Here is a 19,825-nt window from a genome sequence, read left to right as displayed (position 1 = left end):
GTCGTGGTGGGGAGAGGTCAGCCGGCGGTGTTGCCGGCCCGCGACTGGACCCGCTTGGAGAGGATCCGGATGGCCGTCGCCTTGTTGAAGTGCCGCAGGGTGACGCGCTCCGCCAGACCGGCGTCGCGTGCGCCGATGGCGTCGAGAATCGCGCGGTGCTCGTCGAGGGCCTGCTTCTGGCGGGCCTCGGAGCCGAGAGTGGTGGAGTTGAGGCGTTCGATCAGGGAGCGCGTCTGTCGCAGGAGCCGCTTGAGCGGGGCGTTGCGGGCCGCGTCCCACACCGCGTCGTGGAAGGCGTGATTGAGCTCGACGATCTCGGCGACGTCGCCGCCGATGGCCTCCTCGAAGCGTTCGGTGAGCTCCTGCAGCAGCGCGACGTCGAGGTCGGTACGGGTGGAGGCCGCGAGCCGGGCGGCGAGGGCCTCCAGCGCGTTGCGGACGGTGCACGTCTCCGACAGTTCGTCCGCGGTGAGCTCGCTGACGAGCAGTCCGTGCTGGGAGGCCCGCAACAGCCCGTCGGACTGCAGGCGGCGCAGCGCCTGCCCCGCCGGCGTGCGGCTCACGTTGGCCCGCGCCGCGATGTCGCCTTCGACCACGCGCATACCGGCCGGCAGTTCGCCGCGGATGATCGCCTGCCGGAGGTATTCGTACAGCTCGTCGGCGATGGGAAGGTTGCCGGGGAGCACGATCGGGGGTGCGTCGTCTGCCGCGGATTCGTCCATACGACCAGAATACCTTTGAATGCACACGTACTCAAACTCCTTCCCCGATGTTCGTGTCATCCGTTTCCGTTGAGCGAACGGAGGGACGTTCGCCAAGGTAGAGCGGGGTCCGGCCACATTAGAGCGGTCCGAAACTTGCCCTTGTGGTCGTGAATACGGCCGAGTACAGTCGCATCCATGCCAGACGAAACGGTTGTGGGCGCGGTCGTGCAGGCGCTGGAGGCCGAAGGCACCGACGTGGTCTTCGCGCTGATGGGCGACGGGAACCTGGATCTGCTCAGCAGGATCTCGGCGGCGGGACGGATCAAGGTGGTGCACGCGTGCCACGAGCAGGGCGCGGTGGCCATGGCCGACGGGTACGCCCGGTTCTCCGGCAAGCCCGGGGTCGCGAGCGTCACCCACGGCCCCGGCCTGAGTAACACGGCCACCTCGCTACTGACCGCGGCGGCCGCCGCGTCGCCCGTCGTGCTCATCGCGCCTGACACTCCAACCGGCGACCTGAACCATCCGCAGCGCTTCGACCAGCAGTCGTTCATCCGGTCGACGGGAGCCCTGTTCCGCCCGCTGTACCGGCCGGAGTCGGTGCACACCGACACTGCCGCGGTGTTCCGGCATGTCCGGTCCGGCAAGGGTCCCGCGGTGCTGAACGCCCCCGTCGACGTGCTGCTCGCCCGCATGCCTCAGGGCACGGCCCCCTACCGGCCCGCGGACGGGCCGCCCGCAGGCCCGCTACCGGATCCCGCGGCCGTCGACGCCGCCGCGGCCGCGCTCGCCGCCGCGCGCAGGCCGGTGATCCTCATCGGCCGGGGCGTGCCGCCTGACGACGCCGCGCCGGTCGGCGACCTCGCCGACCTGCTGGGCGCGCCTATCACCACCTCGCTCAAGGCCAAAGGGCTGCTCGCCAGGCACCCGCGTAGCCTCGGCACGGCCGGCGGGCTCGGCACCATTCCCGCCGCCCGCGCGCTCGCGGACGCCGACTGCGTGCTCGTCCTGGGCGCCACCGCGAACCAGTGGACGACCGACGGCGGCCTGGACGGCCGGGTAGTCGTGCAGGTCGACCGCGATGCCGAGGCGCTGGGCAGGTATACGCGGCCGGACGTCGCCGTCCTCGGCGACGCCGTCACGACCGTGACCGCCCTGATCGAGCGGCTGTCCGCGGGCGGCGCGCGCACCGGCTGGACGCCTCCCGCCATACCAAACGGCCCGGCCGGCGTCACGGGCGACACCGCGCCCGTCCATCCGCAGCAGGTGGTCGACGCCCTCGACGCGGCACTGCCCGAGGACCGTCTGCTGGTCGTCGACGCCGGCCACTTCGGCTCCTACGCCCAGCAGACGCTGCGGAGTTTCGACCCCCGCCGGTACGCCTTCACGCACGATTTCGGCGCGATCGGTCAGGCCCTGGGCGTCAGCATCGGCGCGGCCTTCGCCAAGGAGGGCGAGCGGGTCACAGTGGTGCTCGGCGACGGGTGCCTGATGATGAGCCTCAACGAACTGGCCACGGCGCGGCGCTATGACCTGCCGCTGACCGTGGTGGTCATGAACGACGGCGGCTACGGCCAAGAGCGGCACAGTCTGCGGGCCAAGGGCTACCCCGTCACGGGGTCCGAGCACTCCTGGCCGGACATCGCGCGCATCGCGGAAGGCTTCGGAATACCGTCGCATTCCATCGAGCGCGCCGAAAGCCTCGCCCTCATCCCCCACGTGCTGGACCAGGCCATCGGCCCGGTCCTGTTCGACGTCCACATCGACCCGGACGCCCAGAACCGGGCGTTCGCCGACATCGCCGCCAGGCTCCGAGGTTCGGACGCGCAGCATCCCGAAGGAGAGACACGATGACGCAAGCAGAGGCAAGTGACGGGGTGCTCGACAGCAGAACCCCGAGCCCGGCGGAGGCCTCCCGCGTCGCCAAGGCGGCATTCATCGGGACCACGATCGAGTGGTACGACTTCTACATCTACGCGAGCACCGCGACCCTCGTGTTCGGTACCCAGTTCTTTCCCGCGATGTCGCCGTTCGCGGCGACGCTCGCCTCGTTCGCCACGATCGCGGTTGCCTTCATCGCCAGGCCGATCGGCGGCCTGATCTTCGCCCACTACGGCGACCGGGTCGGCCGCAAGACGACGCTGATCGTCTCCCTGCTGCTGATGGGCGTCAGCACGATGCTCGTCGGCCTGCTCCCGACGTATGCCACGGCCGGCGCGCTGGCACCGATCCTGCTCGTGCTCATGCGCTTCGTCCAGGGCGCGGCGGTGGGCGGCGAGTGGGGCGGCGCCATCCTGATGGCGACCGAGTTCGCGCCGCCCGACCGGCGGGCCCGGCTGTCGAGCTGGGCGCAGCAGGGGGTGACCGCGGGGCTGGCGCTGTCCACGGCCGTGCTGCTGGTGGTGTCCCTCGCCGTTCCGCACGAGCTCTACGTGGACTGGGTATGGCGGCTGCCGTTCCTGTCCAGCGCCGTCCTGATCGTCGTCGGGCTGGTGATGCGGCTGCGCATCGCCGAGTCGCCGATCTTCGAGGCCGGCAAGAAGGCCGGTGAGTCGGCCCATGCGAGGGCGGGTGCGAGCGCGGGTGGCACCACGAGGGCCCGGCTGCCGATCGCGACCGTGCTGCGCGAGTCGCCGCGCACCCTCGCGCTGGCGACCCTCGCCTACCTGACCGTGAGCGCGACCTTCTACGTCGCGTTCGTCTTCCTGCTCTCCCATGCCACCGGCACCCTGAAGATCAGCCAGGCGGCGGCGCTCACCGGGGTGCTGGTCGCCGCCGGGTCGTACAGCATCGGCCTGCGCGTGTCGGCCGGGCTGGCCGACGCGCGCGGCAGGCGTACCGCGCTGATGACGGGCTTCGCCGGGATCCTGGTCGTCGTCTTCCCCGCGCTCGCCCTCATCCAGACCGGCTCGCCCGCCCTGTTCGCCGCCGGCCTCGCGCTGCTGGCCTTCCCCGTGGGCTGTGCCTACGCCCCGATCGGCGTCTACTTCGCGGAGCTGTTCCCCACCGCGACCCGCTACTCCGGCATCACCGCCGCCAACCAGGCCGGCTCCCTGCTGGGCGCTGCGGTGGCCCCGTTCATCGCCATCGCGCTGTTCGCCGCGGCTGGAATGTACGCCGTCGGCGCGTACGTGGCACTGGTCACGATCATCAGCGCCGCCGCCGTCCATGCGCTCGGCGAGAGCCGGCACCTGAACCTCGAACGCTGAGAGAGCCGAGAACGCCGGGAGAAGCTGAGGAGAACCGTGCACAGCATCGACATCGCCGTCCAGCGAGCGGCAGAGCTGGAGCTGGCCCAGGTGCCCGACCAGACGCTGCGCCGCGCCCTGCTCGTCATCGCCGACAGCGTCGCGGTCGCCACCGCGGGCGCCAGGACCCCCGAGGTCACCGCTCTGGTGGCCCTCGACAGGCACGACGCCCTGGTGACCCCGGCCGACCGGCCCGGCGCGGGGCACACGGCGACCGTGCTCACGACGCCGCGCCTGCGGGCGCACCCGGCGCACGCGGCGTACCTCAACGCGACCGCGGGCACCAGCCTCGAACTCGACGAGGGCATGCGCCCCACCGGCCATCCCGCGATGCACGTGGTCCCCGCGGCCCTCGCCGTCGCCGAGCGCGCGCACGCCACGGGCGCCGACCTCGTCCGGGCGGTGCTGGCCGGGTACGAGGTCAGCAGCCGCCTCTTTCGCACCTTCCGGCTGCGGCCGGGCGTGCATCCGCACGGGCACGTCGGCGCGGTCGGCGCCGCGGTCGCCGCCGCGCTGCTCGACGGCACCGACCCCGTGGCGGCGGCCAGGATCGCGGCGACCAGCCCGCTGCTTTCGGTGTGGCAGGCTTGCTACGACGGCGCTACGGCGCGTAACACCTATACAGGTCATGCGGCCCAGAGCGGCGTACGCGCCTCCGCCCTGGCCCGTGCCGGATACACCGGCTCGGCCGGCGCGCTGGAGGTGGCCTATGGCCAGGTGGCCGGCGAGGCCGTGGACGAGTCCGCGCTCACCGCGCCGTTGCGCTACGACGATCTTGGCATCACCCGTAACTACTTCAAGGTCCACAGCGCCTGCGCCCTGTCGCACAGCGCCGTGGAGGCGGCCCTGTCCGTCGCGCCGATCCGCCCGAAGGACATTCGCCAGGTACGGGTCGACACCGTGGCGGTGAACCTGAAGATCGACCGGCAGCCGGTCGCGAACGACCTGTCTGGCCGGTTCTCGCTGCCTTACGCCGTGGCGACCGCGCTAGTCCTAGGCCGCAGCGACGTGGCGGCCTTCCGCTTCCGCCCCGAGATCGCCGCCGTGGCGGAGAGGGTCCAGGTGCACGTGCTGCCCGAGTTCGAGGACCAGTGGCCGGATTCCGCCCCGGCGCGGGTGAGTGTGGTGACAGGCGACGGCGGCACCACCGCCGCGACCGTGCCGAATCCGCGCGGCCATCACACGCGCCCGCTGAGCCAGGCCGAGCATCGGGAGAAGTTCGCCACGCTCATGGGCGATGGGCGCACGGCGACCGTGTGGCAGGACCGCCTCGACGGCCTGCTCACCCACGCCGACTGCGCCGACCTGCTGGGTGACCCGCCCGGGGAGGCGGCGTGACCAGAGCGGTGGTGAGCCTGCTGGCCATGGGCGGCACCATCGCCACCACCCGCTCCGAGGGCCGGGCCACTCCGCGCCGCGGCGCCGCCGACCTCGCGGGCCTGCTCGCGGGCCTGCCGGCCGCCATCCGGACCGTGGACGTGCGCACCGTCTCCAGCCGGGCCGTCACCCCGGCGGACATGTGGACGCTCGCGGAGGCCGTACGCCGCGAGATCGACGGCGGCGCCGACGGGATCGTGATCACACACGGTACCGACACCCTGGAGGAGACCGCCTACGCGCTGGCCCTGCTCGTGGACACCGCCGTTCCCGTCGTGCTCACCGGGGCGATGCGCGGCCCGCACCTGCCCGGGGCCGACGGGCCGGCCAACCTCACCGCCGCCGTGGCCGCGGCGTTGCACGCGCCCCTGGCCCGGTACGGCCCGGTGGTGGTGTTCCAGGACGAGATCCACGTGGCCCGGCTGGTGAGCAAACACCACAGCGCCAGAGTCGCGGCGTTCTCCTCCCCGTCCGCGGGACCGGTCGGATTCGTGATCGAGAACGAGGTCGAACTGCTGCTCGGCCCCCCACAGGACCCCGACCGGCTGGCGGCCGTCGCCCCTCCCGACCGCACCGTGGAGGTCGTTATGGCCGTGACCGGTTCCGGCCCGAGGATGATCGAGGCGATCGCCGGCGACGTGGACGGACTCGTCGTCGCGGGCATCGGCGGCGGGCACCTGCCCCCCGCCATGGCCGAGGCGGTCGTGCGCGTGGCCAGGGCGGGCCGGCCCGTCGTCCTGGCCAGCCGCTGCGCCGACGGCCCCATCCTGCGCGGCACCTACGGCGGCCCCGGGTCCGAAACGCATCTGCTCGGCGAAGGGGTGCTCGCCACCCGCGTCCTCTCGCCGGTCAAGGCCCGCCTCCGACTGCTCTTCGGTCTGTCCGCCGGTCTGCCCGCCACGGACCTTTTCCCACCCCGCACTCCCTCCACCGATCCCGTAAGGAGCCGGCATTGACGACCGCGGCACGCGACTTCATCGGCTACGGCCAGAACCCGCCGGAGTTCAGCTGGCCCAACGGCACCCGGCTCGCCGTCAACATCGTCATCAACTACGAGGAGGGCGCCGAACGCAACGCGCTCGACGGCGACACCGCCCGCGAGACCCTCGTTGAGGCCCGCTACGACGTCCCGGACGGCGAGCGTGAGCTGTTCACCGAATCCACCTTCGAGTACGGCAGCCGCGTCGGCATCTGGCGGATCCTCCAGGCGCTCGACGACCACGGCGTCGTTCCCACCATATTCGCCTCGGCCCTCGCCCTGGAGCGGAACCCGGCCGTGACAGACGCGATCGTCAAGCGCGGTTGCGACGTGGTCGGACACGGCTACCGCTGGATCCCGCACACCGGCATGACCGTCGATGAGGAACGCCGCAACATCGAGGACTGCGTCACCGCCCTGGAGCGCCTCACCGGCCGGCCGGTCAAGGGCTGGTTCACCCGGCCGCCGAACACCGTGCACACCCGCCCCCTGCTGGCCCAGGCCGGGCTCCTCTACGACGCCGGTTCGGTCAGCGACGACCTGCCGTACTGGGAGCGGGTCGGCGACAGGCCGTTCCTCATCGTCCCCTACTCGCTGGACGTGAACGACACCAAGTTCTACAAGGGCCAGTTCTTCACCGCCGACGACTTCGCCCGCTACGCCATCGACTGCTTCGACGTGCTGCTCGCCGAGAGTGTGCGGCAGCCGCGGATGATGTCGATCGGGTTGCATCCGCGCATCATCGGCCGTCCGGCCCGGCTGGCCGGGCTGCTGCGGGTGCTCGAGCGGATCAGGGAGCGCGACGACGTCTGGATCACGGGACGCGACGCCGTCGCGGACTTCTGGCGTGACCGTTTCCCTGCTGCCGGCCTCTGACAGGGGTGGCCCTCCACCGGCCGTGTCCTGCGCGCGCAATCGGCCGCCCCAGCGATCAGTCGGCACGTAGGTCACCCTGCGGTTGGTGCTCGGCATGCGCCCGCTCACCGCAGCGTGCTGTGGTCTAGGCCCAGCTTCGCCGGGATGGCGGCCGGCACCACGATGGCGGCCGTGCCGGCCCGGCGCACACGTCCCGGCTGGGTCATCACTGGTGCGCTGATACTCGCGGCCGCAGGGCTCCTGCTGATCACCGGGGTGCGCATGGACGGAGGGCGGCGCTCCTGGCGACCGGCAGCGTGCTCATGGCCGGCAGGTATGGCGGTCCTCAGAAGCGTCGGTCCGGTCGTGTACCGGGCGGAACGCAACGTCACCATGCCCGCCGGCCTGGCGGCGGATGCGGCCGACGCCGCCCGTACCACCCTCGGCGGCTCTGCTGAGGCACGTTCCCCGCATCACTCCGGAGCGGACGATCTGCCACGAGGGGCGAACCAACTCCTGTGCGTGGTGATGCCGAGCCTGACCGGGCCGGGGCCGTGGGAGCGGATCAGGCTGGGGATGACACACGTTTCGGTGGTGGGCGAGACGATCGCGACCTCGGCGGGCAGGCCGATGCCGACCAGCAGGATCATGAAGAAGATGAACGCCGGCACGAAGTTCGTCAATGGCCCGCCGGACATGATGATGACCTTCTGCCACCACTTCTTGCGGTAGAAGACGCGGTGCTCGTCGCCTGGACGCACACCTCCTCCAGCGCGGCCTCCCGGGCGGACTCGATCAGTCCCTGGAAAGGTCCTGTCGTCGTGCTCCTGACCTTGGTGGGATTCTCTCCAGGGTGCGGCGGCAGCATGCCGATCATGCGGATGTAGCCGCCGAACGGGATGCACTTGACGCCGTCCCGCTTCCTCGGTGGTCGGCCGCTTGACGCGCGGGGCGGACGGGTTCGCGGCAATTCGCGCGGTCACTCAACCATTCGGCCGGTTGCCGTGTCCTTGACAGGCGGAGGTGCGAGTGGGCGACCCGACGCTCGAGACTTTCGCGGCGCAGCGGCTGCCGGCGCTCTATCGCTACGCCATGGTCCTGACCCAGAACCGGCACGACGCCGAGGACCTGGTGCAGGAGGCGCTCACCCGTACCGGCTTGCGGTGGAACGCGATCAGGCGCAAGGACGACCCGGAAGGGTACGTCCGCACCGCCATGGTCCGCATCATGACCAATCGCTGGCGGCGGCCGAAGCGCGAGGTGAGCATGGCGGCTCCGCCCGAGACCGTGGCGGAGGACGTGGGACTGCAACGCCTCCTCGACGACGACGGCCTGCGCTCCAGGATCGCCGCTTTACCCCCGCGGATGCGAGCCGTGCTGGTGCTGCGATACGTCGAAGCCCGTAGCGAAGAGGAGATCGCCCGGCTGCTCGGCTGCAGCCGCGGGACCGTCAAGAGCCAGGTCTCGCGAGGGCTGGCCCGGCTGCGTGAGGCCGTCAAGACCGAGGAGGTCGAACATGGATGACCTGGAGCGTCGCCTGGCCGCGTTGCTCAGCGAACCCGCCGCGGACGATCCACCGCCCGGCCTGGCCGATCGGATCCACCGGGCCGTGGCCGTGCGCCGCAGGAACAGGCGGGCGCTGGCGCTGGCCGCCGCGACGGGCATGACGGCGGTGCTGGTCGCCGTGCCACTGGCTGTGCGCGGCGGGAACGGCGACGCCGCGACGACGGTGACGCTCAGCCCGACCTCCGAGCCGACCCTCCCGTCGCCCTCCACGTCGATCGATGACCCGACCGCACCCTCGGTGCCGACCGCGACCGTGACGCCGACGCCGGACGAGGCGGGTTTCCGCACCCCTGCCGCGGGCGGCCTCGAACAGGCCCTGCGTGACCTCGTCGACGTGCGGAGTGTTGTGGACGTCGAGAGCCGTACGAGTCAGGGTGAGCCGTTCGTACCCTGGGCACTGGGCAGCGACGGGACGGTACTCGGCTCCACGCCCGACGGGCAGGTAGCGGAGGTGGGCGCGAGCGGCGGCACGCCCAGGGACCTCGGTTTCCCGGCGCGGTCGGGACTAGGGACGGGTACGGGCTTCTCCACCTGGGCGGAGCAGAACGGCTCGGCGGCCGAGCAGCGGTGCAGGACGGCGGACGGGACCACGCGCACGGTCAGCCCGCAGGGCACGGACGCCGGGGCCCGGGTCTGGGTGGACGGCGGCGTGATCGTCGGCAGCGACGTCATGCGGCAGCCCTGGGCGGCCAAGGGCTGCGCGGGGGTGGGCACGGTCGTCAGGGACGGCGACCCGGCGAGCGGGGAGGCGGTGGCGTTCTCCTACCCCTACCTGTTCACTACCGACCGATCGAACGACAAGGTGCTGCGCGTGATCGACGTCGAGACCGGCACGGTGACAGCGGAGCATCCGTTGCCGGAGGGGGTCCGCCCGCAGCGCATGGGCGAGCCGCGCCAGAGGTGGTACGCGGCGGCTTCCGGGAACTGGTTCGCCTGGGTGGCCGGCAACACGGTGCGGTGGATGCCGCGTGTCTCCTGGGGGCCGGTGTCCACGCTGGCCGGGGTTCCGGCGGCGAAGAAGGACGTCTCGCCGTGGATGACGGCGGGCAGGCGGTTCATCACGTACAACACCGGGGCCGACTCCTTCCTCCTCGACCCGGTCACCGGCCGGCGCTTCAAGAGCCCGGACGTCATGCCGGCGGCGGGCGACTGGCTGCTGTGGAGGGACGGCGACGTCTACCGCCTGGCCAGCCTCCGTTGAGGTCTCCGGGAAGCGTCCTGCTGGTGTTCGTCGCGACCCCGACGGCCGCCAACCTGGCCGGCGGCGGCCCGACCTGGATCTGGACGCCGTCGCTGCCTATGCCGGTGCTGCGCCTGGTCGCGGAAGCGGGGCTGCTGGACGCCTGGCTGGTCGTCGATCTGCTCACCGCCGTGGGCGTGCTCGGCGGCCTCGCGGTGGTGGCGACGGCCGCGCGAGACCTGGCCGTGGCCGCGGTGCTGCTGGCTCTGGTGGCCGCCGTCAGTTTCGCCGGCGCGGCGAGCGGGGGCTGGCTGCCCCTGGGGTACGCCCTCGCCTACACGGCAGGACTCGTGCTAATGCTGCGGGCGAGGCGTTCCCGAAACCGCGGGTCCGGAAGGTGACCTCGTCCAGGTCCACGAGGCGCGGCGTGTCCGCAGCCGGTCGGTGGCCTCATCTCGCATCGGGCGACCAGCTGGGCGCGGGTGGCTGCGAGCGGCGCCCAGCAGCCGAGTACGGAACGCCGCGATGTTTTGTGGGTCACGACCGGCTCGTCTCCTCGTACACGGCTGTCGCGATCTCGCCCAATGTCTGGCCCGCGGTCGTGAGGAGATCGGGAGAGGTGGCCTGCTGTTCCATGAATGCCGCGAACGTCGTCCAGGAGCCGTCGGGAAGCTCGATGTATCCGGCCAGCGCCTTGGCGATCAGCGGCTCGCCCGTGTCGGGGGAGGGTGCCCCGGCTGTCCCGGTCTTGGCGTGGACATGACCCGCGGCGGGCGAGTCCGCCTGGATGTCGGCCAACGTCCCGTCCTTGCCCGCGGCGGGATCTCACGCCGGCGGCCAGCGGCCCGTCACGGTGCCGGACCCAAGCGCCCCCGTTTCACGACCCGACGGATCGTCGCACCGCTCGCCTGACTACAAGCCCGCGATCGAGCAGGTGTACGGCAGCAGGGCCGGCGCCGTGCTGAAGCGCTACCCGCCGGGCACGTCGGCCGGAGACGCTGGCGAAGGTGAAGACCGACTCGACGTGGTCGGTGCCGGCTCTCGACACCGCCCGCGCGCTGTCCCGCTGGACCTCCACGCGCATGGGCCCTGTTCGCCAAGCTGTCACCCTGCCAGGCTGGCCTCAGTGACCGGCTGATCGGAGCCTGGACCCGCGCCGCCTTCGACGGTGAGCCGGCGAAGTTCGCGGGCCTTTCCGGACGGTGTTCGTGTACGGCTCGACGGGCCGCTGCGTCAGTCGTGGTGACGACGGAACCACTCCAGGATCAACCCGGCCACGGTCTCCGGCGCCTCCAGGTGGGGGAAGTGGCCGGCAGCGGGGAGAATGGTGCGTTCATAGGGCCCGCTGAACCCGGGAGCTTCCTCTCCGGCGTACTTCGTGGTGAAGTCGGTCTCGCCGAACAGCGAGAGAGTCGGAACCGCCGTCGCGCCCACTGGCACGGCACCGTCGCGGTGAGCGCGCCACAGGGCGCGATAGTAGGCCAGCGCGTTCTTGATGCCGTCGGGTGCCGCCAAGGTGCGTTTCACGCCTGCTATGTGATCAGAGTCCTGAAAGTTCGGTGACCATGTGCGCCACAGGTGGTCCACCATGGGCAGGCCCTCGATGGGCACCGCCCAGTCAGCGCTTTCGGACTGGAAGAACCAGAAGTGGAACAGCCGCTGAACCAGCTCGGGATCCTTCACACCGTGAAGCACACTGTACGGGTGGGCGGTGTTCAGGACGACCGCGGCCTTGATGCGGTCGGGATGGGTGACCAGGGCGGCGTGGGTAGCCGTCCCACCCCAGTCCATGCCCACCACGTGGGCCCGCCCATCGGGGCTCAACGCGTCGATCAGGGCCGCCACATCGGTGCCCAGCGTACGCGGATCGTAGGCCCCGTCCATGGGCGCGCTTGACGGGGCGTATCCACGGAGGAAGGGTGCCACGGCGCGATATCCGGCCTCGGCGAACCGATGCATCTGCCAGGTCCAGGTGAACGCATTGTCGGGGAATCCGTGCAAGAAGATGACGAGGGGTCCCGTGCCGTGCTCGATGTAGGCAAAGTCGATGCCGTTGGCTCTCACTCGGTGGATCTCGCCGTCGAACATGGTTTCTCCGATCATCACGCCTCTCCTCGCGCCCATCGCCGTGTCGCCCGCGTGGGCGTCTCTTTCGGGATGACGAACAGATAACGTACGTACATCATGTATGTGTTTTGGATGGGTGGCGATGCGCAGGGCGTCGTACCCCGGGTCTTGTCCGGTCCAGCGGCGCTTTGATTCGGTGGACCTCGGCCGACCAGGCCGAGGAGTGCGGGACGATCGGCTACAGGTCGTCGGTGAGGACTGCTTGCTGCTTACCTGCGAGGTGAACGGGACAACCGTCGGTCCCACGTACTTCCATCGGTCTCGAAATCCGGATTATGGCATCAACCACACCATCCTCCATTCAGCGAATCAGTTCTCCGCCTGAAGAGGGGACATTTCGGCGCACAACCAAAGAACACTGGCGGCTGCTCGCCATGTCCAGCCGCCTGACCCAGCATGCACGCCGTCATCGAGCCGTCCTTTCGGCACGCTCTCGCCAGGCGGCGAATTTCGCTGCTGCGGCCTCGGTGGGCAGTCCGAGTTGCTCACACATCTGATGGAAGTCGAAGAAGAACCGTTCATGGGCGATCAGCCCGTCCCGCACGGTCCAGTGGCAGGCGAACGGCAGCGCAAAGGAGCGGCCCGTGGGCTCGATCCCCACCAGCTTCTGCATCATGGTGGCCCGCACCGTCCCGGCGCCGACGACCAGTTCACTGGCCTCGACCAGGTATTCCAGTTCCACGCCGTAGTCGGGGAAGGTGCGCAGGAACGCGGTGTTCTGCCGGGCGACTTCGTCCAGACCGGTCGCGACGGCCTGGAAGGCGATCGTCTCGAAGACGACATCCCGGCGGCAGCACGCCAGCGCCGCCGGCAGGTCGGCGCGGCTCTTCGCCCGCGCGTAAGCTCGTACGACGCCAGACGGAGTGATGTGCTTCTCGGGCATTCCCATCTCCTCTTCTGTCGGCGGCCCGCTGTTCACACTGACTCTGCTCTCACGAGGGCTCGCCGACAGCGAGCACGACTTTGCCGGTGGTACGGCCTGCGGCGACGTGGTCGTGCGCCCTGGCCGCCTGCGCCAACGGGAACACCGCGTCGACGTGCACCTTGAGTCGTCCTTGCGCGACGAGGTCGGCCAGCGCCTCCAGCCCCGCGCCGTCGGGGTCGACGAGATAGGCCACGGCGCGCACGCCGAGTTCGCCGGCCCGCTCGTGCAGGCCGGGGGTCCAGGCCGCCTGCCCGCTGACCAGGACGCCGCCGGGCCGCAGGCACTCCAGCGCCGTGAGCCCGGCCTGGCCGCCGAACATCTGGATGACGATGTCCATGTCACGCGCCGCGGCCGGCACCTGCGCCGTGGTGTGGTCGATCACCTCGTCCGCGCCCAGGGCCCGGACGAAGGCGTGTTTGGCGGCGCTGGCCGTACCGGTCACATGAGCGCCGCGCGCCTTGGCGATCTGGACCGCCAGATGCCCCACGCCGCCGGCCGCGCCTGCCACGAGGACTCGCTGTCCCGGGACGACGCCGGCGACCTCGGTGAGCATCTGCCACGCCGTCAAACCAGCCAGCGGCAGCGCCGCCGCCTCGGTGAAGCTCAACCCCTGAGGCATCCGGGCCAAATGGCGGGCGGGAGCGGTGACGTATTCGGCATAACCACCCGCCACCCGCGGGAACCACGGCATCCCGAACACCAGGTCGCCCACCTGGAACCGGGTCGTGCCATAACCGGTCCGCACCACCTGCCCGGCGACGTCCCAGCCGTTGACGAACGGCAGGTCGAGCACCCGGTTGTAGGCCTGCCCCCGGCGCGTGTACACATCGACCGGGTTGACACCGGCCGCGATGACCTTGACCAGCACCTCACCGAAGACCGGCTCGGGCGCCGCCACCTCGACCAGCGCCATGGCCGCTGACTCTCCCCATGCCGACTGCCGTATCGCCCGCACGAGCGCTCCCTTCCGACGTGTGATGAAGCCAAGATACATACATACAGAACGTACGTAAATGGGACGGGGGCATCCGCGCGGTGGTCGATTGTGTGGTGGCGGACCGGCCAGGTAGGAGAGAAACCTCCTCCAGCCCAGTTTCAAGATCGGGTATCGCCCAGCCCTCAGCGCATGGGCGGTGCTCAGGACTTCACGGAGTGCGGGAGTGCCAGGCGCAGGCCGGCGTGCGCAATCTGAACACCCCTGCCGACTTGGTCGAGGCTGGACGGCTTCTCGGCTCCATAGATTACTTTTGGCATACCCCGCTCCTCCCGCCCTGGAGAATGGTGGCCGATCGAGAACCGACAGCCGGTGCACGAGGCCGGACCGATGCCGGCCGTGGCATTGCTCGCCACTCGGCGGATCGATGTCACACGCGGCGCATTCCAGCAAGATCACATATGCCGGGCGAGCTCAAGGTCGGGACACCGCCTGCTCTCCGTGCGCGCAGCCCGGGGCGGAACGGCCGGCGACACCGGCGAGCACCATGCCCAATTCGGCCAGCGTGTCCTTCAGCGCGGCCCGCTGGTCGGCGGCGCGCGCGATGTCCAGGGTGCTCTCGCAGATCCCCCCGTACAGCAGCGAGGTGACCGGGGCCAGCGGCCGGTCGGGGATGCAGCCGGCCTCGACCGCGATGGCCAGCCCGCGCCGCATCAGGTCCTTGCACCCGGACTGGATGTCGCGCATGGCGGACCAGCCGAGCGCGCCCGGCGCCTCGACCAAGGTGATCTGGCGGACAGCGGGCTCCAGTGAGGCCTCCAGCAGAGCCCGGCAGCCCGCGAACACCCCGTCCCACGGGTCCTGCCGGGTCTGGAACGCCTGCCGGACGACGACGGCAAGTGCCCTCTGGTCGGCGGCGTAGACCTCGCGGAAGATCTGCTCCTTGTTGCTGAAGTGGTGATAGAACGCGCCGCGTGTCACCCCGGCCCTGACGCAGATCGCATCGAGCGAGGTCGCGGAGAAACCATCGCTGACGAACAGCTCACGCGCCGCCGTGACCAGGGCGCCCGTGGTCGCTTCGGTGCGTTCCCGCTGGCTCCGGCGCGCACTCGTGTTCGTTGCCATCCGCGTATCCCTCCCGCTTGAGTCCGAGGATAGAAGAACATACGCGGCGCAGATGTCACCGAAGTGCTCACATCCCGAGCAGGAGGGGGCTGTACAAAAAGAACGACTCTGGCCTGGCCCGTTCTTTTGTACAGCCCCGCAGCAGCGCGTCGATCGCCGACCTGCTCATGCGCTGTGCCGGCGTCCTCCAGGTCGATCCCAGCCCGCGCATGACCTTCGTCTTATACGGTCCTGCGGGCGTAGCCGGGAGCGTGTTCCGGGCGGGGGCCGAAGCCCACGAAGCGGGCGGGGATCATCCGGAGCCGGGGGAAGGCGCGGGTGAGGAAGAGCAGGGCAGGGGGCGGCCCGGAGCGCTTGCCGGCGAACTGTTTCTCGAACATGACGCGCTGGAGCATCCGCTGGCCCGCCTGGACGATCACGGTGGGACGCTACCGGCGTCGTTGCACGGCCGCCAGGTCGGTGACGGTGACGGAGTGTACGGTCAGTATCAGCCGCAGACAGCCGGACACGCGAAACCCCCGCCTCACTGCGACAGCGCAGGTCGGGCGACGGTTTCTGCTGGTATTGAAGAGTAGGGCGGGTGGGACTTGAACCCACGACCCACGGATTATGAGTCCGATGCTCTGACCGGCTGAGCTACCGCCCCTTGCAAACAAGCAGTCTTCCACACCTGAGCCGTGATGCCAGCATAGATCGTCCTCGTTCACTCAGCGCGTACGCCCGACACCGGCGTTGATGGGTAGCGTCGGGCCATGGCGGTCAGGCTGATCTACGAGACGCATTCCCTCACGGTGGACAACGAGACGGGGATCGCCACCGGCTGGTTGCCGGGGGAGTTGTCCCAGGCCGGGCGGGAGTTGGCCGTGGAGCTGGGGGTGCGCAGGCAGGACGTGGATGTGGTCTACGCGTCCGATCTGCGGCGGGCGGTGCAGACGGCGGAGATCGCGTTCGGGGACGGGCGGGAGATTCGGCTCGACTCCCGGTTGAGGGAGTGCGACTACGGGATCTACAACGGGCGGCCCGTCAGTGAGGTGGCGCGGTTGCGGCGGCGGTTCATCGACGCGCCGTGGCCCGGGGGGCAGAGCTATCGGCAGGTGGTCGCGGAGACCGCGGCGTTTCTCGAAGAGGTGATGGACAGGTGGCAGGGGCGTACGGTGCTGGTCATCTCGCACTCGGCCAATCGGTGGGCGCTGCGGAATCTGCTTGAGGGGGCCGAGTTGGAGGAGCTTGTGGATGCTCCGTTCGACTGGAAGCCGGGGTGGGAGTACACCCTGGCTTAGCGGCCTGACGGGGCCGGGGAGACATGGCTCCCCAGCCCTCACTTGCAAGATTGCGAGATCGTGGCCAAGACGCAGCGGCCCGCATCGCCGGCGCGGACGTGGTTGAGACATCAGGACAGATTAGGGAGCGGTGCCGAAGCCGGTGTTTCGTACCAGCCAGTCCTGATAAACAGTGCTTCGCCGTACCACCTCCGCGTGGGTTTGCTTGGCCTGTTCCGCCACCCAGGCGGCGTCGGGGGCGGTGGCGTGGTGGCCGAGGAGTTGCCGCCAGCGCAGCGGCGCGCCCGCGAGCGGGATCATGGCCAGGCCGGGGGCGGCCTGGTGGGTGGCCTGGCAGAGTGCCACGGCGCGGCCGACCTGGGCGAGGTGGGTGCAGGTGGCCACGTCGGTCTCATAGATCGTTCTCGGGGTGAAACCGGCGCGGGCGCAGGCCGTGGCGAAGCAGTCGGCGAAGCAGCCGTCGCCGGGCGTGACGGCCCAGCTTTCGAGGGCGAGTTCGGACAGGTCCAGTTCCTTCTCGCCGGCCAGCGGGTGGGTCTCGGCGAGCAGCGTGAAGACCGGGTCGTAGCTGATCGTCTCCCATCGCAGCGAGCCGGTGGGGGTGCCGCCGTCGCCGCAGGCGCCGGTCAGCGCGTAGTCGAGCCGGCCGAGTTCGGTCATGGTGGTGAGCTCGTCGGCCGACCATGAGGTGTACGTGCTCACCGTCCGTTCCGCGGCGAGCCGGTCGACGAGGCCGCCGAGTATCGCCCCGTTCGTGGCGCCGATGCGGAAGCCGGGGGAGGGGGCCTGGGCGAACCGTACGGCCTCGTCCTGCAGTTCCTTGGCCGCAGGGAGGAGCACCCGGGCGCGGGCGAGCACCAGCTCGCCGAGCCGGGTGGGCCGGGCGCCGTGCCTGTCGCGCTCGAACAGGGTGCCGCCGAGTACCCGCTCGATGCGTTTGAGCTGTGCGGTGAGGGCCGGCTGCGCCAGCCCGAGCAGGGACGCGGCCTTGCTCACACTTCCCGCGTCCGCGACCGCGCGAACGATCCTGAGGTGCCTGAGCTCGAGGTCCATAACGGGAAGGTAAAGCGGTGATCTCCTCCCGACAATGCCCTTATGTCAGGAAATGTGACAGATATTGTCGAGCGCCTTCTGGGGTAGGGGGTAGGCCATGACGACGATGGGAATCGATCCAGCGCAACTCGAGGAAGAAGACCTGCTGCGTGAGCTGCGGCAACTGCACAGCACACGTACCGACGCCCTGCTGCACGGCTCGGCCGCCGCGTTCGCGCGCCACACCTCGCGGACCAACGAACTCGAGAGCGAGTATCTGCGCCGCTACCCGGAACGCGATGTCGACCCGGGCCGGCTCAGGGACGGGGCGAGGCGGCGCTGATGGCCCGAGATCACGATGTGCAGGCACTGTCCGACGTCGACATCCACGTGTACGAGGCGGTCGCCTCACAGGCGGTCGAGTCCGGCGGCGCGGAGCTCGGCGCGCTGGTCCGCGCGACCGGTCTGGAGGAGGAAGAGGTACGGCGGAGCGTGACGACGCTGATCGAGCAGGGGTACGTGGTGCCGCAGGGGAAGGGGTTCGGCCTGGGCGCCCATACGTTCGGGCTCGACTACTGAACATGACGCCGGGACAGGGGGCGGCGGGCCGATGGGCCGGCCGCCCCCCGGCGTCAGATGCGCTTGACGCGGGCCCAGATCACGAAGGCGCCGCCGAAGACCGCCATGGCCAGCCCGGTCCACAGGTTGACCGCCGCCCCCACCACCCCGGCGATGATCAGGATCACCCCGTAGATCAGGAACAGTCCGCCGATCACCATTCTGATGTCGCTCACAAGATCACCCCGTACATCGCGGCGGCCAGGACGATCGCGCCCGTCCCGAGGATCACGGGCGAGCGGTACCACTTCTTGTCACCGGCCAGCGCGTCGTCGGCCAGGTCGACCGCGCTGAGCCCGTACACCAGCCCGCGCAGCTCCTCCACCGGCTTGGGCGTGGTCACCAGTGTGACCACCACCGAGACGAGCAGGTCGACGACGAAGGCCACGCCCGCGCCCCAGAAGCTGGCGTTCAGTTCGGTGCCGAAGTCCAGCATTCCGGCCTTGTACGCGATGTACGAGGCGAACGCGGACGCAGTCCCGGCCAGCAGGCCCCAGAAGCCGGCCCACGGCGTCATCCGCTTCCAGAACAGCCCGAGGATGAAGGTCGCGAACAGCGGCGCGTTGAAGAAGGAGAACAGCGCCTGAAGGTAGTTCATGATGTTGGAGTAGCCGGCCGCGATGAACGCCGTGCCGACGCCCAGCGCGACGCCCGCGACGGTGGCGATCCTGCCGACCCGCAGGTAGTAGCCGTCGTCGCGGTCCTTGGCCAGGTGCGCCTGCCAGATGTCGTTGGTGAACACGGTGTTGAACCCGCTGATGTTGGCCGCCATCCCGGCCATGAACGAGGCCAGCAGCCCGGTCACCGCCACGCCGAGTACGCCGTTGGGCAGCAGGTCCTGCATGAGCAGCGGGATCGCGTTGTTGTAGGCCTGGCCCTTGCCCAGGTCCTTGAACAGAACGAGGGCGATCAACCCCGGCAGTACGGTCACCAGCGGGATGAACAGCTTCGGATAGGACGCGATGATCGGGGTGAGCCGGGCGGCGTTGGTGTTGCGAGCGGATAATGCCCGCTGCACCTCGGCGAAGTTCGTGGTCCAGTAGCCGAAGGACAGCACGAAGCCCAGGCCGAACACGATGCCGAGCCAGTGGGCCTCCATCGGGTTCTTGCCCGCGCTGTCGGCCCACGTGTGCAGACCGGCCTCGCCGAGCGCGCTCTGCCGTACCTTGTCGAACAGCCCGGAGATGCCGCCCACCTTGGCCAGCCCGAGGATGGTCAGCGGGATCAGCCCGGCCAGGATCACGAAGAACTGCAGGACCTCGTTGTAGATCGCCGACGACAGCCCGCCGAGCGTGATGTACGACAGCACGATCACCGCCGCCACCACCACCGACACCGGCAGGGGCCAGCCCAGCAGGGCCTCCATGACCAGCGCGAGCGCGTAGAGGTTGACCCCGGCGATGAGGATCTGGGCCACGGCGAAGGAGAGCGCGTTCAGCAGCTGGGTGGCGCCGTTGAAGCGGCGGCCCAGGAACTCCGGGACGCTGCGTACCTTCGAGCGGTAGTAGAACGGCATCATCACGATGCCGAGGAACACCATCGCGGGCACTGCGCCGATCCAGTAGTAGTGCACGGTCATGGCGCCGTACTGGGCGCCGTTGGCCGCCATCCCGAGGATCTCGATCGCGCCGAGGTTGGCTGAGACGAAGGCCAGCCCGGTGATCCACGGGGGTAATCCACGGCCGGCCAGGAAGAAGTCGAGGCTCGAGCTGATCCGCCGCTTGGCGGCGAATCCGATGCCGAGCACGGTCGCGAAGTAGATCGCGATGAGCGCGTAGTCGAGGAGGTTCACATCAAGGCGCACGGCGTCCCCTACTACCCCGAAAAGCCAGAGTATGTCGTCGATTGCGGGCCCAGTTACCGGGCGTAGTCTCG

Annotated in this window: 21 protein-coding genes, 1 tRNA gene and 1 pseudogene; 11 read left to right on the top strand and 12 right to left on the bottom strand. The window is 70.0% G+C overall.

Annotation, left to right across the window (positions count from 1 at the left end):
* Positions 1-17: 17 nt before the first annotated feature.
* Positions 18-722 carry a GntR family transcriptional regulator gene (locus AB0H88_RS03140; RefSeq protein ID WP_357640576.1) on the bottom strand — a complete coding sequence of 235 codons (705 nt, stop codon included), beginning with the start codon at positions 720-722 and terminating at the stop codon, positions 18-20.
* A gap of 177 nt (positions 723-899) precedes the next feature.
* Between AB0H88_RS03140 and AB0H88_RS03135 the strand changes: the two genes are divergently transcribed.
* From AB0H88_RS03135 to AB0H88_RS03115, 5 genes are read left to right on the top strand one after another with little or no spacing between them, the layout of a single operon-like run.
* Entirely contained in the window at positions 900-2,558 is a 1,659-nt protein-coding gene (locus tag AB0H88_RS03135) for a thiamine pyrophosphate-binding protein (RefSeq protein WP_357640573.1), read from the top strand.
* Positions 2,555-3,913, top strand: a complete 1,359-nt coding sequence (locus AB0H88_RS03130; protein WP_357640571.1) for an MFS transporter — start codon at positions 2,555-2,557, stop codon at positions 3,911-3,913. Before AB0H88_RS03135 ends, AB0H88_RS03130 begins: the two co-directional genes overlap by 4 nt.
* A 36-nt stretch (positions 3,914-3,949) precedes the next feature.
* Positions 3,950-5,290 (top strand): MmgE/PrpD family protein, encoded by a 1,341-nt coding sequence (locus tag AB0H88_RS03125; RefSeq protein ID WP_357640569.1) that lies wholly within the window; start codon positions 3,950-3,952, stop codon positions 5,288-5,290.
* Positions 5,287-6,285, top strand: a complete 999-nt coding sequence (locus tag AB0H88_RS03120) for an asparaginase (protein WP_357640566.1) — start codon at positions 5,287-5,289, stop codon at positions 6,283-6,285. The genes AB0H88_RS03125 and AB0H88_RS03120 overlap by 4 nt, the downstream gene beginning before the upstream one ends.
* Complete coding sequence (locus AB0H88_RS03115; protein WP_357640564.1) at positions 6,282-7,184, top strand: polysaccharide deacetylase family protein; 903 nt, start codon at positions 6,282-6,284, stop codon at positions 7,182-7,184. Before AB0H88_RS03120 ends, AB0H88_RS03115 begins: the two co-directional genes overlap by 4 nt.
* A 452-nt stretch (positions 7,185-7,636) precedes the next feature.
* Here the strand turns inward: AB0H88_RS03115 and AB0H88_RS03110 are convergent, their stop codons facing one another.
* Positions 7,637-7,924, bottom strand: coding sequence for a site-2 protease family protein (locus tag AB0H88_RS03110; protein WP_357640561.1), 288 nt, complete (start codon positions 7,922-7,924; stop codon positions 7,637-7,639).
* A 268-nt stretch (positions 7,925-8,192) separates the two neighbouring features.
* Between AB0H88_RS03110 and AB0H88_RS03105 the strand changes: the two genes are divergently transcribed.
* From AB0H88_RS03105 to AB0H88_RS03095, 3 genes are read left to right on the top strand one after another with little or no spacing between them, the layout of a single operon-like run.
* Complete coding sequence (locus AB0H88_RS03105) at positions 8,193-8,687, top strand: SigE family RNA polymerase sigma factor (RefSeq protein WP_357640559.1); 495 nt, start codon at positions 8,193-8,195, stop codon at positions 8,685-8,687.
* Positions 8,680-9,930, top strand: a complete 1,251-nt coding sequence (locus AB0H88_RS03100) for a hypothetical protein (protein WP_357640557.1) — start codon at positions 8,680-8,682, stop codon at positions 9,928-9,930. Before AB0H88_RS03105 ends, AB0H88_RS03100 begins: the two co-directional genes overlap by 8 nt.
* 23 nt (positions 9,931-9,953) lie before the next feature.
* Positions 9,954-10,310, top strand: coding sequence for a hypothetical protein (locus AB0H88_RS03095; protein ID WP_357640554.1), 357 nt, complete (start codon positions 9,954-9,956; stop codon positions 10,308-10,310).
* 136 nt (positions 10,311-10,446) lie between these two features.
* Here the strand turns inward: AB0H88_RS03095 and AB0H88_RS03090 are convergent.
* The 7 genes and pseudogenes from AB0H88_RS03090 to AB0H88_RS03060 all read right to left on the bottom strand — a co-directional run.
* Positions 10,447-10,719: pseudogene (locus AB0H88_RS03090) on the bottom strand (hypothetical protein); the annotation flags it as partial.
* Positions 10,720-11,142: 423 nt separating this feature from the next.
* Positions 11,143-12,012, bottom strand: a complete 870-nt coding sequence (locus AB0H88_RS03085) for an alpha/beta hydrolase (protein WP_357640552.1) — start codon at positions 12,010-12,012, stop codon at positions 11,143-11,145.
* 430 nt (positions 12,013-12,442) lie between these two features.
* Positions 12,443-12,919 (bottom strand): ester cyclase, encoded by a 477-nt coding sequence (locus AB0H88_RS03080; protein ID WP_357640549.1) that lies wholly within the window; start codon positions 12,917-12,919, stop codon positions 12,443-12,445.
* A 49-nt stretch (positions 12,920-12,968) separates the two neighbouring features.
* Complete coding sequence (locus AB0H88_RS03075) at positions 12,969-13,916, bottom strand: NADP-dependent oxidoreductase (protein WP_357640546.1); 948 nt, start codon at positions 13,914-13,916, stop codon at positions 12,969-12,971.
* Positions 13,917-14,369: 453 nt separating this feature from the next.
* A complete protein-coding gene (locus AB0H88_RS03070) occupies positions 14,370-15,020 on the bottom strand; it encodes a helix-turn-helix domain-containing protein (protein WP_357640543.1) in 651 nt (216 codons plus the stop codon).
* A 221-nt stretch (positions 15,021-15,241) separates the two neighbouring features.
* Positions 15,242-15,439, bottom strand: a complete 198-nt coding sequence (locus AB0H88_RS03065; RefSeq protein ID WP_357640540.1) for a hypothetical protein — start codon at positions 15,437-15,439, stop codon at positions 15,242-15,244.
* Positions 15,440-15,592: 153 nt separating this feature from the next.
* Positions 15,593-15,666 (bottom strand) — tRNA-Ile (locus AB0H88_RS03060).
* Positions 15,667-15,772: 106 nt separating this feature from the next.
* Here AB0H88_RS03060 and AB0H88_RS03055 point away from each other — a divergent pair.
* Positions 15,773-16,300 (top strand): histidine phosphatase family protein, encoded by a 528-nt coding sequence (locus AB0H88_RS03055; RefSeq protein ID WP_357640537.1) that lies wholly within the window; start codon positions 15,773-15,775, stop codon positions 16,298-16,300.
* 120 nt (positions 16,301-16,420) lie between these two features.
* Here the strand turns inward: AB0H88_RS03055 and AB0H88_RS03050 are convergent, their stop codons facing one another.
* On the bottom strand, positions 16,421-17,353 hold the full coding sequence (locus tag AB0H88_RS03050; protein ID WP_357640534.1) for a LysR family transcriptional regulator: 933 nt from the start codon (positions 17,351-17,353) through the stop codon (positions 16,421-16,423).
* Positions 17,354-17,450: 97 nt separating this feature from the next.
* Between AB0H88_RS03050 and AB0H88_RS03045 the strand changes: the two genes are divergently transcribed.
* A complete protein-coding gene (locus tag AB0H88_RS03045) occupies positions 17,451-17,675 on the top strand; it encodes a DUF6158 family protein (protein WP_357640531.1) in 225 nt (74 codons plus the stop codon).
* Positions 17,675-17,911 (top strand): hypothetical protein, encoded by a 237-nt coding sequence (locus AB0H88_RS03040; protein ID WP_357640528.1) that lies wholly within the window; start codon positions 17,675-17,677, stop codon positions 17,909-17,911. Before AB0H88_RS03045 ends, AB0H88_RS03040 begins: the two co-directional genes overlap by 1 nt.
* 53 nt (positions 17,912-17,964) lie before the next feature.
* Here AB0H88_RS03040 and AB0H88_RS03035 read toward each other — a convergent pair whose 3' ends face one another.
* Together AB0H88_RS03035 and AB0H88_RS03030 are read right to left on the bottom strand one after the other, a co-directional pair.
* Positions 17,965-18,126 (bottom strand): hypothetical protein, encoded by a 162-nt coding sequence (locus AB0H88_RS03035; protein ID WP_357640525.1) that lies wholly within the window; start codon positions 18,124-18,126, stop codon positions 17,965-17,967.
* A complete protein-coding gene (locus tag AB0H88_RS03030; protein ID WP_357640523.1) occupies positions 18,123-19,754 on the bottom strand; it encodes a sodium:solute symporter family protein in 1,632 nt (543 codons plus the stop codon). Before AB0H88_RS03030 ends, AB0H88_RS03035 begins: the two co-directional genes overlap by 4 nt.
* Positions 19,755-19,825 lie beyond the last annotated feature (71 nt).

Source organism: Nonomuraea sp. NPDC050680, assembly GCF_040654555.1.
Taxonomy (GTDB): domain Bacteria; phylum Actinomycetota; class Actinomycetes; order Streptosporangiales; family Streptosporangiaceae; genus Nonomuraea.
Note: the sequence above shows the minus strand (reverse complement) of the source record. Positions and strands in the feature narration are given on the sequence as shown.